At 61.5% G+C, this 16775-nt stretch carries 9 protein-coding genes; 5 read left to right on the top strand and 4 right to left on the bottom strand.

Translation table 11 applies throughout. The annotated features are described in order from the left end of the window. Positions 1 to 60: 60 nt before the first annotated feature. Complete coding sequence (locus VHX65_17800; protein ID HEX4000410.1) at positions 61 to 843, top strand: SDR family oxidoreductase; 783 nt, start codon at positions 61 to 63, stop codon at positions 841 to 843. Between the two features lie 228 nt (positions 844 to 1071). Here VHX65_17800 and VHX65_17795 read toward each other — a convergent pair whose 3' ends face one another. From VHX65_17795 to tssI, 3 genes are all read right to left on the bottom strand, one after another. Further along, positions 1072 to 2460 (bottom strand): PQQ-binding-like beta-propeller repeat protein, encoded by a 1389-nt coding sequence (locus tag VHX65_17795; GenBank protein ID HEX4000409.1) that lies wholly within the window; start codon positions 2458 to 2460, stop codon positions 1072 to 1074. Positions 2461 to 3043: 583 nt separating this feature from the next. Next, positions 3044 to 3976 (bottom strand): FHA domain-containing protein, encoded by a 933-nt coding sequence (locus VHX65_17790; protein ID HEX4000408.1) that lies wholly within the window; start codon positions 3974 to 3976, stop codon positions 3044 to 3046. 142 nt (positions 3977 to 4118) lie between these two features. Beyond that, positions 4119 to 6257 carry a type VI secretion system tip protein TssI/VgrG gene (tssI, locus tag VHX65_17785; GenBank protein HEX4000407.1) on the bottom strand — a complete coding sequence of 713 codons (2139 nt, stop codon included), beginning with the start codon at positions 6255 to 6257 and terminating at the stop codon, positions 4119 to 4121. A gap of 382 nt (positions 6258 to 6639) precedes the next feature. Here tssI and tssA point away from each other — a divergent pair, with 382 nt between their 5' ends. Together tssA and VHX65_17775 are read left to right on the top strand one after the other, a co-directional pair. Beyond that, positions 6640 to 9990, top strand: a complete 3351-nt coding sequence (tssA, locus tag VHX65_17780) for a type VI secretion system protein TssA (GenBank protein HEX4000406.1) — start codon at positions 6640 to 6642, stop codon at positions 9988 to 9990. A 68-nt stretch (positions 9991 to 10058) separates the two neighbouring features. Continuing rightward, positions 10059 to 11096 (top strand): hypothetical protein, encoded by a 1038-nt coding sequence (locus VHX65_17775; protein ID HEX4000405.1) that lies wholly within the window; start codon positions 10059 to 10061, stop codon positions 11094 to 11096. Between the two features lie 183 nt (positions 11097 to 11279). Here VHX65_17775 and VHX65_17770 read toward each other — a convergent pair whose 3' ends face one another. Beyond that, entirely contained in the window at positions 11280 to 12401 is a 1122-nt protein-coding gene (locus VHX65_17770) for a peptidylprolyl isomerase (GenBank protein HEX4000404.1), read from the bottom strand. 171 nt (positions 12402 to 12572) lie between these two features. Here VHX65_17770 and VHX65_17765 point away from each other — a divergent pair, with 171 nt between their 5' ends. Together VHX65_17765 and VHX65_17760 are read left to right on the top strand one after the other, a co-directional pair. Then, positions 12573 to 13217, top strand: a complete 645-nt coding sequence (locus tag VHX65_17765) for an RsmD family RNA methyltransferase (protein ID HEX4000403.1) — start codon at positions 12573 to 12575, stop codon at positions 13215 to 13217. A gap of 283 nt (positions 13218 to 13500) precedes the next feature. After that, on the top strand, positions 13501 to 16560 hold the full coding sequence (locus VHX65_17760; protein HEX4000402.1) for a hypothetical protein: 3060 nt from the start codon (positions 13501 to 13503) through the stop codon (positions 16558 to 16560). Positions 16561 to 16775 lie beyond the last annotated feature (215 nt).

The following is a 16775-nucleotide window of genomic DNA, read 5'->3' as shown; positions in this document are numbered from 1 at the left end:
TAGCCCTTCCGATCCCCCTCGCCCCTCGCCCCTCGTCCCTCGTCCCTCGCCGCTTTCCCCATGCCTTCCTACCTCGACAAGCTGTTCGATCTCCAGGGCCAAGTGGCGGTCGTGATCGGCGGGACGGGCGTTTTGGGCGGAGCGCTTTGCGAAGGGCTCGCCCAGGCCGGGACGTTTGTCGTCGTGGCTGGGCGGTCCGAAGAGCGAGGCCACGCCCGTGCTGAGGCGATTCATGAACTGGGGGGTGAAGCCGCGTTTTTGCCCGTCGATGCCGCCGATCGGCCATCGATCGAAGCGCTCTTGGCCGCCGTGCTCGAGCGGCGCGGGCAGGCCGACGTGCTCGTGAATTGTGCGGGCGTGAATGCCGCCACCCCATATCTCGAAGCGACCGACGAAGATTGGCGCCGCGTGATCGAAACGAATCTCACCAGCACCCACTTGGCTTGCCAAACGTTTGCGAAGCATTGGGTCGCCGCGGGCCGGCATGGTTCGATTGTGAATATCGGCAGCGTGACGGCTCATTTGCCGTTGTCGCGCGTGTTTGCCTATTCGGCATCGAAGGCAGCCGTGGTGAACCTGACGCAAAATGTCGCCCGCGAATTGGCCCGTCACGGCATCCGCTGCAACGCGCTTTGCCCCGGCTTCTTTCCTGCCGAGCAGAACCGCAAGATTCTCGATCCGCAGCGTACGACGCAGATCATGAGCCAAACCCCGATGGGCCGCTTCGGCCGCCCCGAGGAATTGATCGGCGCGCTATTGCTGCTTGCCTCGCGCTCCGCCGGCAGCTTTATCACCGGCGCGACCTACTACGTCGACGGCGGTTTTACAGCCATGCGGCTGTAAACCATTTGAACCTGGCTCCGGGGCTCCGGCATTTTTGCCTCGGATGGAAGATGTGCAGCCGAATGGCCAGCGGCACTACCGTTTTTGGCCGCGGGGCGGTGGCTATGACCGGAATGTGATCGACACGACGGCTGCGTTTCGACGAATCGACACGGTTGTGAGTCCAGCGCCCCAGACACATGCCCACGCAAAGCCGTGGGCATGGCACCCCACAATCGACCCAACACTTCACTTCCCTTCTGGAATGACTTCGAAGCAGGCCAGTCGGTCTTTTCCGCGAACGTACAGCAGGCCATGCGACAATACCGGAGCTGCCCAAGCAGGGTATTGCAAAAGCTCCGGCGGATCGGCCCCCGGCACGATCGGCGCCTGTTTGTCTTTCGGCACGAAGTCGGCCACGACGTCGAATTTCTCCGGGTTCACGCGCAGCAGTTGCACGCGGCCATTTTCTCCCATCGAAACCAAATGCCCGTCGGCATACAACAGCGAGCAGCGCCCCAGACCCGGCTGCATCCATTTCACTTTCCCAGTGGCAAGTTCGATGCAGCGCAGCTCGGCCGGCTCGGTGTGCCGGCCGCTTGAGCCATAGAGAAATCCATCGACGACGACCGGTGTGTTCCAGTGCAGTCGCATCGCTTTTTCGGCCCGCAGCCCCGGCGGATCGCGCCAAACGAGATCGAACGCGCCGGGGCGAACGCGCAACAGCGAGCTGCCGATTTCGTAGGATTCGGAGATGAACACGGTGTCGCCGCTGACGACGGGAGTGCTGGCGTTGACGCTATATAGATCCTTCGCCCGCCACGGATATTGGAAATCGATTCTTCCGCTGCTGGGCTCGAAGGCGACCAATCCGCCGCGGGCCAGCACGAAGCACCATCGCCGCCCGCCGATGGTGGCCAGCGTCGGGCTGGAGTAGGAAGCCAACTCGTCGGTGATCTTGTATTTCACCTCGCCGGTGCGCTTGTCGAACGCGACGATTCCCGAGCCATTGCCTTTCACCTGATCGAGCCGATCGGGAGCGATCGGATGCGTGTCGGCCGGACTGCCGCCGATCATCACAATCAGCAAGTCGCCTTCCACCACCGGAGTGCTGCCGACGCCGAAGAAATTCTGGATGACGTTGAATTTTTCGGCCGTATTGATTTTCCACATCTCGTGGCCGTCCGCCACATTTAGGCAGCGCAAAATCCCCTCGGGTCCGAACGTGTACACGCGGTCTCCATCGACCACCGGCGAAGAGCGCGGGCCGGTGTCGTAACTGAAATTGTCTTCATAATCGCTGGCGTAAGTCGATTCCCAGATTGGCTTGGCAGTTTCGCTTTCCACGCACCGCAACCGGCCGTCTTTTCCGACACGATCGAACACAAACGCCCGGCCTCGGCTGATCGCCGGCGAACAATAGCCGGTCCCGAGTTTCATTTGCCACACCAAGCGTGGGCCTTCCGGCGACCAGTGGGTCAGCAGTCCGCGCTCCGGCGATTTGCTGTCTCCCGTGGGCCCGAGAAACCGCGGCCAATCGACGCCATGCTTCCGCGTTCCTAGATCCGGCGGCTCGGCGGCGCGTCCGGCGGACACGAAATAGCGGGCCAGAATACCAAGCACTAAGACGACTGACATCGTGACTCGCGATCGCATAATCCCGCTCCACACCTCCCATTGGGAGGTTTGCTATTAATAGAAGTCCAATTCTCACCGGCACACTATAGCACAGGCGAGATGCGAACCAAAGTTCGCCGAAGGTTTCCATCCCCCGGCCGGGCCGCTTAGCATTACGCACAATATTCGGTTGGGCAACGCGACACGCCTCGGCCTGAAAGGCGGATTCTACCAGCAGGCCGGAGCCGCGCAAGCGGTGGAGGCCTGGGGCAGCCGCCCCGCACGACGCGTCGGCCCAGACAGGGCCGTTCAATGAAGCGGGGCGTATTGTCGGAACGGCCCTACCAGGGCCGGACAACGCGTCGCATCACCTGCCCAGGGTTACGCCGCTTACGCGGCTCCGCCCTGGTCTGACGGAATGAGCCTTTCAGGCTCAGCTTTCGTGTGCAATCAGCGCGATCTCAGGAGGGCAAATTTGTTTTACCAGACGCCAGGTCGCATTTCGCCCTTGCCGGTCAGGCGGGAGCGCAAGGCTAACTGAATATTGTTGGTAAGCTAACCGCACGGCGGTGGGCAGAGCACCCCGCGCCGGGGTTCCACTGCGTCACTTCCCCTCCGGCCAGCGGTTTTGGCCCTCGGCGATCGTCGCGCCGATCGAGACGAATTGGGCGTAGAGCTGTTGCATTTGCCTCGGATCGACCGTGGCTGTGAGGTTGATCGCCACGACGGCGGCTTGGGGAGTCAGTGTTTCTTTTGGCGGCACGTCGGGCATGCCTTCGGGGCCAATGCTGCCGCTGCTCCAAAACGCGCCGCCGGCCACCCAGCCGCAGGCCGTTTCATAGCCCGTCGAATCGGCAGCGTTTTGCGCGGCGCGGCGATTCTTCTCGTCCGGCTCAATCACCCAGCGCTCGGCCACCTCCAGGGCGACTCGATCGGTGCGCGGCAATTCGCCGTCGCCGAGCGCGGCGCGCACGCAACGCGCGGCCCACCACATCGCTTCGCGCTTCGGCAGCGCATGGGCCAGAAATCGGACCGCATCGGGATAAAGCTGCTGCTTCACCAAAAGCTCGAAGAATTGCCGTACGTTTTGCTTGTCGTCGAGCAGCGGTTTTGCGGCGTCGTCGAGTTCGAAGAGTTGGCAGACTTCGGCGGCGGTCGGCGGATCGACGCGCTTATATCCGCTACTTCCTTTGCGAACCGGAGCCGCCGCGGCAGCCCCGGCCACGGCAACGACCGTCGCGTGGGCTCCCTCAATGTGCACCTGGAAGGTGGTGGCGCCGGCGGTGATGCGATCGCCGTGGTTCAGCACCATTTCGCCGACCGGCTTGCCGTTGACCAGCGTTTGGGCGCCGCTTTGCAAATCGCGCAAGCGGCAGATGTGCGTGTCGTATTCGACCGAGAAATGGATGGGGGCCATCGCGGCGTCTTGCGGCACGTTGAAGTCGGCCCATTCCGTCCGGCCGATTCGCAGCACCTGGCCGACGCGCAAAAACGTCCGCCTCCCGACCGCGGGCCCCTCGGTTATATGCAGAATCACCGCCATAATCGCTCGCTGGGGGAATGACGAAGCTCGAATGACGAAAACTCGAATTCAACGCACACCGAAAGTGCCCACGTTCGTCATTCGATTATTCGTCATTAGGCATTCTTTAGACGTTCGACATTCGTCATTTCTTTTGTCAGTTGATTTTCACCAAGCCGCCTTGGATTTGGACCATCGTGTTGCCGGTGATCTTGTGCATTGCGCCTTGTGCTTGGAGCATCGCTTGAGCCTTGATCGTGACCATCTGGGCCTGGATCGTGATGCCCGTCGGGGTGATCTTGATCGATGATTGACCGACCGTAAGTTCGATCGATTGCTGGGCCGTGATCGTGCATTTGCCTTGCGAGATCGTGTAGCTGGCGTTGCCTTGATCGACTTTCACGCTGAGATTGCCCGACTGCACCTCGTGACTATCGTCTCCCTTGACGGTGACGGTGCGGGTCCCTTTTTTGATGGTAAACGATTCGTTTCCTTGGTCGACGCTGACGGTGCGATTGCCTTTCTTGACCGTGAACAGTTCGTTTCCCTGATCGAGCGTCACCGTGCGGTTGTTGTAGATGTCGATCGTTTGATCGCCGTTCTTTTTCTTGTCGAAACCGACTTTGAGCGTGTCGTTGTTTTCGACTTCGCGATTCATGTCCTTTTCGGCGTGGATGAATATCTCTTCGCTGTCTTTTTTGTCTTCGAAGCGAATTTCGTTGAAATTGTCGGTCGTTCCCTTTTCCGACGAGCGGGTTTTGATCGTGCTCCGCGTCTTGTTGTCGGGCAAATCGTAGGGGGGAAGCTGATCGTCGTTGTAAACGCTGCCGACGATGATCGGCTGATCGGGATCCCCCTCCTCGAACGCGACGATAACCTCGTCCTTCACGCGCGGCAGAAAAAATGTCCCCCAGCGCTTGCCGGCCCAGGCCTGCGCCACGCGCACCCAGCAGGAGCTGTCGAGCGTTTTCGTGCCGACGCGGTCCCAGAAGAATTGCACCTTCACGCGGCCATATTTGTCGGTGGCGATTTCCGTCGATGCGTCGTTCCCCACGACGATGGCCGTTTGCGTGCCGTAGATGCGCGGCTTCGGCACCGTGCGCACCGGGCGAAACGGCAGAGCGGCAGGAATGCAGCGAAACCGATTCGAATACTTGAGATTGACGTTTTGGTTCGCGGAATACGTCCCCTCGACGCTGGCGGAATGCTCGACATTGGTGAGCACGTATTTGCCATTGGCATTGAAATGATTGGAGAGCTCGATTTTGTAGCCGGGAGCAAACCGGCGGACATTTCCCTCGCCGTCGATGCCAATCCCCGGCATGGTTTCCTGTTCCATGCGGATTTTCACGGTGCGCTTGCCGTCAGGGGTGATTTTCGACAGATCCGAGGCTTGCGGCGAACCGCCTTTGTCGATGCCGTCGTAGCGCTGAGCATACGCCCCGGGATAATCATAGAGCTCCCAAGAATCGTTGCCGCCGACTTTCATCTTGTGCGTCACGGTGCCGACGGCGACCGATTCCAGAATCTCGCCGGTCTGCTCGAGATTCTTGTCGGGCATTTCGAACGTATAGTCCCACGAGCGCCACTTGCCGGTGCGCAGTTCCTGCGATTTTTGCCAGCGCACGACGCGATCTTCATGCAATCGCTTGTCGCGAAGGCCCTGGAACTCGTTGAACACGATCTTGGCGCCCCCCGTCAGATCGTCGAAGCCGGTGGTCTGGTCGGAAAGCACCATCGTGTGGCTGCTCTGCGTGTGTTTGAAGTAGAAGAAAATCCCTTCCTCTTCCATCAGCCGGCTGGCGAATTGAAAATCGGTCTCGCGGTACTGAACACAATAATCCCGCGGGTCGTAGGTGCCCTTGACGTTGTCCTTGCTGAAATCGATTCCGGTCAGCACCTTGGCCAGAATGTCGGGCACGCTCAGATGCTGGAAGATTCGGCTGTTGACGTTTCGCGTCAGCTTCGAGAAAGCGGGGAGCACTTCGGCCCAATAGCGGATAAAGGTTTCGCCCGTGTCCGGCGAATGAACCTGCATTCCTTCGCTGATCCGGAACACGACGCCGTGAAAGTAGCGCGGCTCCTTGGCCTCCGGAATGCTCAGCCGCACGCTGGCGGTTTGCCCGAGCAGCTTTTCGAACGGCACCGTGTAGTCCGGCTGGGCCAGCATCGTGAGCATCATGTGGAAGGGGCGAGAAAGCCCTTCCGAAATCGTAAACTGCTCGAGGAGCAATTTATCCGCGCCCAGATCCGTGCTCACCGCGATCGGGCGATTCGTTTGCGAAAAATCGGCCATGCAGTCTCCCTCGATTGATCGACACCAACGGACGCGCAACGACTCGGTTGGAGTTCACGCTTTAGCGTGCGGCCGACAGCTAGGTTCAACTCCAACAACGGGTTCAGGCGCACAGCAGCAGTCTTGCCAGTCGTGATTACCCATTACCGGCGGCTAGCGCCTCGCCGCTAACACGCGGACGGTCTCCGTTAGCGGCAAGGCGCTAGCCGCGGGTGCCGGCCGGTTGAGCCACAACACTTTCCTGATGCGCATCTCCCGTAGCAACATCGGCAGAGTGTGATAGAATACCGGTCGCCGCGGCCGAAGAAGCATCGCGCTCTGCCGGCCCGCGGGCAGCAGTTTAGTCCACCGACACATGCCTTGTCGATTGTAGCAAGTCGGCGTGCCCTACGAATCCTCCTTTGGCGAACTCGAATCCTCCGGCGGTCGTGCCGCTCGGGCCGCGGGTGAAAATCCGTTCCGAGTCGCCCTTCTAGGCGACTTCAGCGGCCGCACCCAGCGTCAACCGCCCGAGGGCCGCGACGAATTGTTCGCTCGCAAGCCGATCAAGGTGTCGTTCGACACGCTCGACGAGGTGCTCGAATCGACCGCCCCGAGCGTCGAATTCACTGCCGCCGATGGCGACGTGGAAGTTCGCCTCGAACCGACCGAGCTTGACGATTTCCAGCCCGATCCGATCTATCGCAACATCGACCGGCTCTCCGATCTCGAAGGGGAAGAAGCGGCCGCGCTGATGCGCGAGATCATGCACAATCCGCTCTACCAGGGGCTGGAATCGGCTTGGCGCGGGTTGGAATGGCTCCTGCGCCGAACGCAAAAAAATGCCCGAATCCAGATCGTGCTGCTCGATATGACGGCCGAGGAATTTGCGGCCGATCTTATCGCGGAGAGCGACCTTCGTGCGACGGCCGTTTATCGGCAGTTGATCGAAAAGCTAGCCGAAGGCGTCGATCCGATGCCCTGGTCGGTGCTCGCGGGGATTTACACATTCGAGGAAACCACCGCACATGCCGAAGTGCTCGGCCGCATGGCTCGAATCGCCGCTCGGGCGCAGGCGCCGTTTCTGTCGGCCATCACCGCGCAGGTCGTGCAAGAAGGCTACGAAGTGCCCGCCGACGGCAAGCCGGCCTGGGAGGCGCTGCGCAAGCTTCCCGAGGCCGCCTATCTGGGGCTCGCGGCACCCAGGTTCTTGTTGCGGCCCCCTTTCGGCGAAAACTATCGGCCGGCCGAATCGCTGACGTTCGAAGAGTTCGCCGGCACCCCGAACGACTATCTGTGGGCCAGTCCGGCGCTGGCATGCGCGGCCCTGTTGGCGCAGGGATTCACGCAATCCGGCTGGGGATTTCAACCGGCCCAGTTCCTTTCGCTCGGCGGCATGCCGATGCACACGTACCGCGATGCCGAAGGCGAACCGGTGGCCGTTTGCGGTGAAGGACGATTCACGTCGTCGACCAGCCAAGGGCTCGTGCAGCGCGGGTTCATGCCGTTGCTGTCGGTTCGCGGGCGAGACGCGATCGAATTGGCCTGCATCCGTTCGATGGAACTGGAAGGAGGCGCCTTGGCCGGCCCGTGGGTCGGCGGCACTCCGACGAAGAAAGCCGCTACGGCCGGCGGCGGGCAAGTCGGCATGATGGCCGGCACGACGGGCCTGGCTCGCCCGAATCGGGAAGGTCCTGCCGCGGTTTCCGCGAGGCGGCCCGATCCCGAAATCGATCCCGATTTGGCGTCGCTCTTGTCGGGAGGTTCCGATTCGCCGCCGGACGAACGTTCCGACGACGCGCCGCCGGAAGAATCGCCGCTGGCTGAACAAGCTCCTCCAGACGAGCAAGCCGAGCCGGAATTGGATCCCGAATTGGCCGCGCTGCTGGCCGGCCCGCCGCCTGAGGAAACGCCGCCCGAAGAAGACCCGGGTTTGGATCCGGAACTGGCCGCGCTGCTCGGCGATTCGCCCCCGGACGAAAGCGCGCTCGATCCGGAACTTGCCGCGCTGCTCGCCGAAACGCCGGCCGAAGAGCCACCTGCGGATGAGCCACCTGCAGTGGAGCCCGCCGAAGACGCCATTGACCCGGACCTCGCGGCGCTATTGGGCGATACGCCTTCCGAAGAATCGCCCATCGACGATTCAGCGATCGATCCTGAACTGGCCGCGCTATTGGGCGATACGCCTTCCGAAGAGCCGCCCGCCGATGATTCAGCGCTCGATCCGGATTTGGCCGCTTTGCTCGGCGACTCTTTACCCGACGCATCCGACGAAGCCGCAGCGCCGCCGAGCGACGATGTCGATCCAGAACTTGCCGCGCTATTGGGCGAGGCCGAGCCGGCCTCCGAACCTGCCACCGCTGACGAATCAGCGCTCGATCCCGAACTAGCCGCACTGTTGGGCGATAGCGCCGGTGGCGATGAACCGGTAAGCAATTCCGCCGAGCCCGAACCAATTCCCGATGATATTCCCGAGCCGTCGGCCGCGACGGCGCTGGCCGACAGCTCTCCGCCATCCGACGAACCGTCCGCTGGCGAACCGTCTAGCAATCTGCAATCGCGAAGGGATTCTTCCATGGCATCTGCCGACGATGATTCTGAGATGGGCGACTCCGCAGCCGTGGCTGTCCCCACCGCCGAAGAGATCGAAGCGCGAATGATCGAGGTGCAGGAGACGTCGCACTACGGCGTCCCCGGCACCGGCTCGCCGCCGGTGATCGATTTCCTTTCGTTATTGCAACCGATCTCGGCAGACGAGCCGGCCGGGGGCAGCGTGCCATTCGATGTCAAGGAAGAACTTGAGCAAGCCCGAAAGGAGATCAATCCCGAGTCGTTTGCCGCCGACGATCCGACTCGGCCGGAAGATTACGTAAGGGCCGATTGGAGCCGGATCATCGCGCTTAGCCAGGAAACGCTGCGCGAGAAATCGAAGAATCTCCTGGTTGCCTGCCGCTTGCTCGAAGGCCTGTCGAAAAAGAACGGTTTTGTCGGGCTGCGCGACGGCATGCATCTACTGCGGCTTTTGGTCGAAGTCTGCTGGAACTTTTTGGAGCCGCCGGTCGAAGACGAAGATCTCGAGGTCCGAGCCGCTCCGTTCCATTGGATCGACGATCCGGATCGCGGCGCGGTGTTTCCCAATTCCGTTCGTTCGATGCCGCTGCTCTCCGCTGGCGGCACCAGCTTCACGTGGTCGCAATGGCAGCAGGCTCAAGGCGGCCCCGGCAAGGGGGGCGACGTGGTCGAAAAGACGATCGCCGCCGCCAACCGCGAGCAATGCCAACTGCTTGTCGACAACCTGTCGCAAGCCGTGATGGAGCTGAAATTTCTTTCGCAGCATCTCGGCAGCAAATTGGGCTCCGACGCGCCCGGCTTCACATCGCTACGGCCGGCGATGGACGATTGCCTGCGGCTGGCGAAGCAAATTCTGCAGCGTAAGGGACCGCCCCCAAGCGAGGCCGGCGCGGTGGAAGAAAACGGCGAACAAACGGACGACGGCCAAGCCGCCGGGGGCCCAGCGGTGGCGATGGGCCGCCCGCGCCTTTCGACGCGCGAAGACATCTATCGAGCCCTGGCCGAAGCCGCCGACGCCCTGGAACGGCTCGAGCCACACAGCCCGGTCCCATTCTTGGTCCGCCGCGCCGTCGAGCTCGGCGCCTTGCCGTTCCCGATGCTAATGGCCGCCTTGATCCGCGATACGGCCGTATTGTCCGAAATGAACCGCGAACTCGGCATCAAAGAACCGGCGGCGGAGTGAGCAGCCAAGTGGCCGGCCGTGCTATAATTGACGGGGAACTGCTTCTCTGTCTGCGCAAGGAATCTGCTATGCACCGGTTTCGATTGGCTGTTGCCGCGGCCATTTCGACTTGTGTTTTAGCCGTGGCCTCGGCCGCTTCGGCGCGGCCGCCGATTGATTTGGTGCTGCTGGCCGATTCGTCGCCGGCGGTGGCCCGGTCGGCTCAGCATTGGGCGACGACGTTTTCCACGCTCGGAATTGCCGGCGTGCAAATCCGCAGCGCTCGGCCGGGCGAAACCGTGGGGGTCGAAACGCTCGGTTCGCCCGACTCCCCGAGCTACCATGTGATCGGCAAGTTGGCCGGCGATGAATTGATCTTGCCCGGCGGTCAGTTCGGCATCCACGACACGCAGCAGTTGGGCAAATGGCTCGACGAACTTGGCAAACACGGCTCGGCCGGAGTGACCGAAAAAACCGGCGCCTTCGGACTGTTGCCGAAGCAAACGGCCATGGCTCGCGACGGTCTCACTGCCACGGTCGATTTGGCGACCAAAGGCGTCGCGGCATCGGAGGCGTTCGATAAGATTGGGAAGACGCTGAAATATCCCCTCTCGATCGATGCCGACATTCAGCAGGCGATCGCTGCCGACGACCCGGTGCGCGATGAGCTGCAAGGGCTCAGCGCTGGAACGGCGCTTGCGGCGTTGGCCCGGCCGCTCGGCGCAGTGTTGCGGCCGCGTGAGACGGCCGGCGGTTCGTTGGAATACACGCTCACCAAAGGCGCCGTGGGCCAAGAAGCGTGGCCCATCGGCTGGCCGCCCGAACAGGCGGAAGGGAAGATCATCCCGACCTTGCTCGAATCACACAATGTCGAGATCCGCGACATCCCGCTCTCGCAAGCGGCGGCTGCGATCCAAGCCCTGTTCAAAGTGCCCTTTCTGTGGGACCACAACTCGATCCTCAAACAGCGGGTCGACCTGGAAAAGAAGGTCTCGTTTCCGGCGCGAAAAACATACTACGTCACCGTGCTGCGGCATCTGCTGTCGCAAGACGATTTACGGTACGTGGTGCGCGTCGACGAGAATGGCAAGCCGCTCGTCTGGATTACGACGTTCAAGGCGAAGTAAACACCAGCCCACAGCTCAAGCAAGGCGGAGACGGTCAACGTCAAGGATTGCCTCGCTAACGCTTCGGGGCAGTGTGCCGATCGGCCAGCTTGAGGCACGATGCTGGCCCGAAGCGTTCGCGAGGCTGAACCGCTCGGCGGCCGCTTTCTTCCGGGCTCTTCCGTTCTGGACGCTACGATGCCGCTACGGCAGTTTTTCCGGCGAATAGATGTGCGGACGCTTGCGAATCACTTCGGCTTTGAGGATCTTGTCCGGCTGAATCGGGCTCGGATGGTCCGGATCGATCCGCTGGATTTGAGTAAGCACATCCATGCCTTCTATCACGCGGCCGAACACGGTGTGGATGCCGTCGAGATGCGCGGTGGGGGTGAAGTTGATGAAGAATTGCGAGCCGCCGGTGTTCTTTTCCGCGGCATGGGCCATGCTGAGCGAACCGCGAAAATGCTCGCGATGATCGGGGCGGAAGCATTCGTCGGCGATGTGATAGCCCGGTCCACCGGAGCCATCTCCCTTCGGGTCGCCGCCCTGCGCCATGAAGCCGGGCAGCACACGATGAAAGTTCAGGCCGTCGTAGAATTGCTTGTTCACGAGAGAGATGAAGTTCGCCACGGTGTTCGGCGCTTCGTTCTCGAATAGTTCGACGACAATGTCGCCTTTGACGTGTCCGGCATGATCGGCGATCGTGAGCCGGACGCGGGGCAGATCATCGGCCTTCGCTTCCGCGGCGCGGAATTTTTGTTCGCGGGCCCATTTACCACGATATTCGGGAATATCTTGCAACAGATTCATGCCGCGCTGATCGATAGAATGGTTGGCCTCGGACGTCTTCAGATATTTTTCGGCGTCGTCGAAATCATTGACGAAAAAGGCCGCCGTACCCGCCAGATTGTAGAGTTCGTCGCGCGGATAATTGTGTTCGATCAGTAGCTTGCCGACGCGCAGCACCTCTTCATATTCGTCGGCACGCATCGAGCCGATCACCATCGCATACATCAAGTTAGCGATGTCTTTGTCTTTCGGATCGGCGATGTAAACTTTCTCGGCCTCGGTCTTGAGCTTCGGCCGCATCGCATTGCCTTCCTTCACCAGCGCATTGAATTGCTGCTGAAGCGCGGCGCGTTGGGCCGGGTCGGCGGCCGCAAAGCTGTCTTGCAACTTGGCGCACTGGTTGAGCAAATCCTTGAAATGGCTATACGTTTGGTCGAACTCGGCCCGGTCGCTGGCCGCATCGCCGGCAAAGGCGCGGCCCGCCGGCCACAGTAGTAATCCAAAGACGGCAATCATCATGAGCCGGGAACGGGACATGGGTTTCTCCTCGAAGAATCGAATCGAAGGGCTTGGGAGCGGTGCGGAATTGGTCAGCAGTGGGAGTAGATTAGAATAGCGAAGGGGCGATTTTTGCGACAGGGCAGCCGACTTCGTGCCCGTGGGACGGCGAACACGTCGCGGAACCAACAATCAAGTATAATCGAATCAATGAAACATAAACGCCCGAATCCAGCGAGCCAATCAACTACCCCGGCGCGCAATCCGGCGGTCGGCGACGCCGAGGAAGCGACCGCTCGGCCACGCATTATTGGCGGCAAGTTTCGCCACCGCCGCTTGATCTATGCCCCCAATCTGCACACCCGGCCAATGAAAGACCGAGTGCGCGAAGCGGTGTTCAACTTGATCGGGCCGGCTGTCGAAGGAAAGCATGTAATCGATCTATTTGCCGGAACCGGCGCGCTTGGTTTCGAAGGGCTTAGCCGAGGCGCGGCTGGAGCGACGTTTGTCGACCGCCATTTTCCGACGGCCGATTTGATCCGTCAAAACGCGGCGGCACTTGAGGTCGCCGAACGGGTTACGGTCTATCCGGCCAACGTGTTGCTCTGGTCCCGTCGGTTGCCGCCGCTTCCTGCTGCGGCCGCGTGGCTAGTTTTTTGTTCGCCTCCTTGGGATATCTACGTCGAACAATCCGAGGCGGTTCTTGGCCTTCTGCAAACGCTCTTGGACCATGCCCCCGCGGCGAGCATATTTGTTGTGGAAGCGGACGAGCGGTTCGACCTCGGATTGCTCCCCAGACCAGGGGAGTGGATGGTGCGAGAATATCCGCCCGCCATCGTGGCGATCCTCGGATAACTTCCGGTCCCCGTGGCACGCCGCTGAGCCCGCTGGGCTAGCAGGAAGCAGACCACTCGGCAGCCCATGATGGCAAATGGCGGCCCGCCTTCGGTCCCGCTTGACCTAAGCTGCCCATCTTCAGCCGGCAGTGCTAGCAACGAGAAAATTCGCAGGCTATTGCTCGAAATCGGGTTCGACTCGCCGGCAATGAATTTCCGATTCCTACGAGATGGAGGAGTCGGGTTCCCGCTACGCTGCTAGCTGTCGTGCCGTCGCTCGGCCGTGGAAGGAGAATGCAACCGTGAGTCAACGAACGCCGATTTGGCCGTGTGTGCTAGTTCTGGGATGTCTGTTCCTGCTAGCGCTGGTTGCTCCGCGGACATGGGACCGACTGAACGAGAGCCATGCGGAACAGCCGTCGGCGACCAATGTCGTTTCGTCGCCGAGCCAGTCGCTGGTCGATACGTCCGGCGACGGGGCCGCGTTGGTGTTGCCGGCCCAGGTGCAGACCGCCGGTTTTCTTTCCCCGACCGACTCCGGTCCCGATTGCGATTCTTCTCAGCCAGGTTCGGACCGGACGAATCGGGTCGGCCTTGCGGACAATTCGACGGATTTGACGGGTGACGGCTGGCAATTCGATGCCGCGGCCGAATTGAAAACCAATCGAACCGCTTCCGACGAACCGAAGCATTTGACGACCGGAACGGCGGAAACATCCGCTGATTCGAACGCGGCAATGGTTTCTTCCCCGGCCGAAAAGGCGGCGGCCCTAAACGCCGCGGCTGAAAACGCGGCGATCGGGACCGAACGCCGACCGGCGCTTCCTGCGGATCTAGCATCCGCTCCGGCTTTGAGCTCCGATTTCGGCAACTCACTGGCGGAAATTCCAGGCCCTGCCGTGTTGGAATTGCACCGCGATGTGTCCGTGCTGGGCGAGACGCTTGCCGGCGAAGTATCGCACACGCTCGAATCGCTTGAGATTCACGCCAAGAAACAATCGCCGCAATCGCTTACGCAAACGCGATCGACCGCAGCGGCCACGGCAAAGCCCCAGCCATCAGAAACGGCTGGCGTCGCGCCGCCAAAGGAGATCCCCGGTTCGACCGCGGCAGTAGAAATTGCGTCGCGAGCAAAAGCACCGGTTTCCACGGCGCTGCCGAAATCCGCGCCGCCGCCTCTCCCGTCGCTCGGCGATGGATCTTTCAAGAAGCCGACCGCGTCTGCGAATGCGAAGTTGTCGTCTGTCGGCAGAGCCACGGCCACCGATATGCCTTCGCCTCTCGACGCAATTGAATTGCCGCCGGCGCCGCATGCCTGGCCGTTGCCCAAGAGTCTGCTCGACGCCTTGCACGCGCTTTCGCAGCAGAACGATGCCGCGCTGCGCGGTTGGGTCGCGGATGCCGACGCCGAAATCAGCCGTCTCAATGCCCTCCAACCGCACGAGGTTCACCAGGCCGCGGCAGTGTTGAAGCAACTTCGCCTCGCGGTGGAGCAAGCGGCCACGCTCGCCGCGCGTGCCGGCAATGTCGCTTCGGCGGCGGCGATCCACCGGGTGCAATATGCGCTGGTGCGCCGGCTCGACGTTTGGGATGTCGTTTGTCAGCAGCGGCAAACCGCCATCGCAGCGAACATCCAGACACCCTTGAATCGCCGGCGGATGGAGCTCGCGCTGGCCGACATAACCACGACTGCCGAGCAAATCCCTGGCGCGACTGGACTGCGCGAACACCTGATGCTCGACACGATTGCGGAATTGACCAAACGCGACGAGCAGGCGAGCGCCGACGAGCGCCGGCACGTCGCCCGGGAGGTGCTTGGCAGAATCGCCGAGCGCCGGCAATCGGCCGGCCATTCGCAAAAAACGGAAGAACGATCGCTGGCGGAATTGGACAAGCAACTCCGCCGCTGGGCGGCAATTTCCGCCGACAATGAACCGGCGATCGGCGAAGATTTGCTGGCCCTCGTGGAACGCTACGAATCCGACGGCCGAGCGGTCGATGCTCGTCGCTTGGCTCTAATGCGCGCCGAACTCGGTCGCTCGGGCACCGCAGCCGACAACGATCTTGGCCGCCGGCTTGACACCCACTATCGCAACGCCAATGTGCGGATCGCCTTGACCGCGGATTTGATCAACCGATTGCTGCCGGAGCAAGCGACGATTGAAAGCCCGGTGAATGAGACGATCCTCGGCAGCCAGGTCCGCGGCCGAAGCAGCACGTCGACGCAACTTGCCGTGCGCCTGTTGCCCAGCCCGACGAGTTGGCAGTTCGCGTTCCAAGCGATGGGCGACGTCGAGTCGCAAACGCGATCGAGTTATGGCCCGGTCACGTTTATGAATCGCGGCACGGCGCAGTTTTGCGTGCAGAAGCGGATCCTGATCGACGCGGCCGGCATACATGCCGAGGCGGCCAAGGCGGCCGTCGACAGCAGCAGCACGGTCGAGGGACTTCACACGGAGTACGACAATATTCCGCTCGTGCGATCGATGGTGCGAAACTATGCCATGTCGCAGCGCGAGCAGAAGCAAAACGAAGCCAATCAGGAAACCGACGAGAAGATTCGTCAATCGGCCTGCTCGCGAATCGATGCTTCCATCGAGCCACGCTTGGCGCACGTCGAGCAGAATTTTCAGGATCGGATCTTGAAACCGCTCGATAAACTTGAATTGAAGCCCGTCGTCGAAACATTGGAGACGAGCGCCGAACGCCTCACGGTTCGCAGCCGGCTTGCGGGCGACGATCAGTTAGCAGCCTTTACGCCGCGTCCCGATGCTCCAGCCAACAGCCTGGCGAGCATGCAAATGCACGAATCGGCCGTGAACAACTTGCTCGACCATCTCGACCTCGCCGGCCGCACATTCACCCTTCCGGCGTTGCAACAGTATTTGAACGAGCGGCTGAGCCGCGCCCCAAAGCCGACGCCGGAAGATCTACCCGAAGGGGTCGAAATCGCCTTTGCGAAAACCGAGCCGTTGCGCATCCACTGCACGGGCGGTCGAATCGAGTTGGCGATCAATATCGCCGAAATTCGACAAGGAAAGCGTCGCTGGCACGATTTCGAAGTACGTGCCGCCTATCGGCCCGACCCGCACGGCCTCGCCGCCGATTTCCAGCGCGATGGATCGATCGAATTGGGAGGCCAATACAAAGGAAAGACCGAAGTTGCACTCCGCGGCATCTTCAGCAAGGTGCTGTCGCGGGACCGCAAAATCAGCTTGCTTCCGACCTCGATCACGACCGACCCGCGACTGGCGAATCTGCAGGTCACGCAGTTGGTGGTCGAAGACGGCTGGATCGGGATGGCAATCGGCCCCACAGGCAGGGTGGCTTGCAAACCGCTGCAATCGGCCCGTCGCTATTGAGCTGCCGCAGAAAATAATTCGGTATTTCGAATTCGGGTGCCATGCCCACGGCTCGGCGTGGGCAGCTTTTCACGGCTACATGCCCACGCAAAGCAGTGGGCACCGCATCCATCCTGCGCCAGCGGCCGAGCATGTTTTCTGGCTGATTCTAAGCGGGGACACCGCGTTGCTTGCCGCCGGTAATTGGGCCGAGGCGGTCTCAATCGAGCGCGTTC

Source organism: Pirellulales bacterium (assembly GCA_036267355.1).
GTDB lineage: Bacteria > Planctomycetota > Planctomycetia > Pirellulales > DATAWG01 > DATAWG01.
Note: the sequence above shows the minus strand (reverse complement) of the source record. Positions and strands in the feature narration are given on the sequence as shown.

Bases quoted from the DNA above. Each gene is read 5' to 3' on its own strand.
- VHX65_17770 (HEX4000404.1), bottom strand. From the start codon at position 12,401: ATGTCCCGTTCCCGGCTCATGATGATTGCCGTCTTTGGATTACTACTG.
- VHX65_17800 (HEX4000410.1), top strand. From the start codon at position 61: ATGCCTTCCTACCTCGACAAGCTGTTCGATCTCCAGGGCCAAGTGGCG.
- tssI (HEX4000407.1), bottom strand. From the start codon at position 6,257: ATGGCCGATTTTTCGCAAACGAATCGCCCGATCGCGGTGAGCACGGAT.
- VHX65_17775 (HEX4000405.1), top strand. From the start codon at position 10,059: ATGCACCGGTTTCGATTGGCTGTTGCCGCGGCCATTTCGACTTGTGTT.
- VHX65_17795 (HEX4000409.1), bottom strand. From the start codon at position 2,460: ATGTCAGTCGTCTTAGTGCTTGGTATTCTGGCCCGCTATTTCGTGTCC.
- VHX65_17765 (HEX4000403.1), top strand. From the start codon at position 12,573: ATGAAACATAAACGCCCGAATCCAGCGAGCCAATCAACTACCCCGGCG.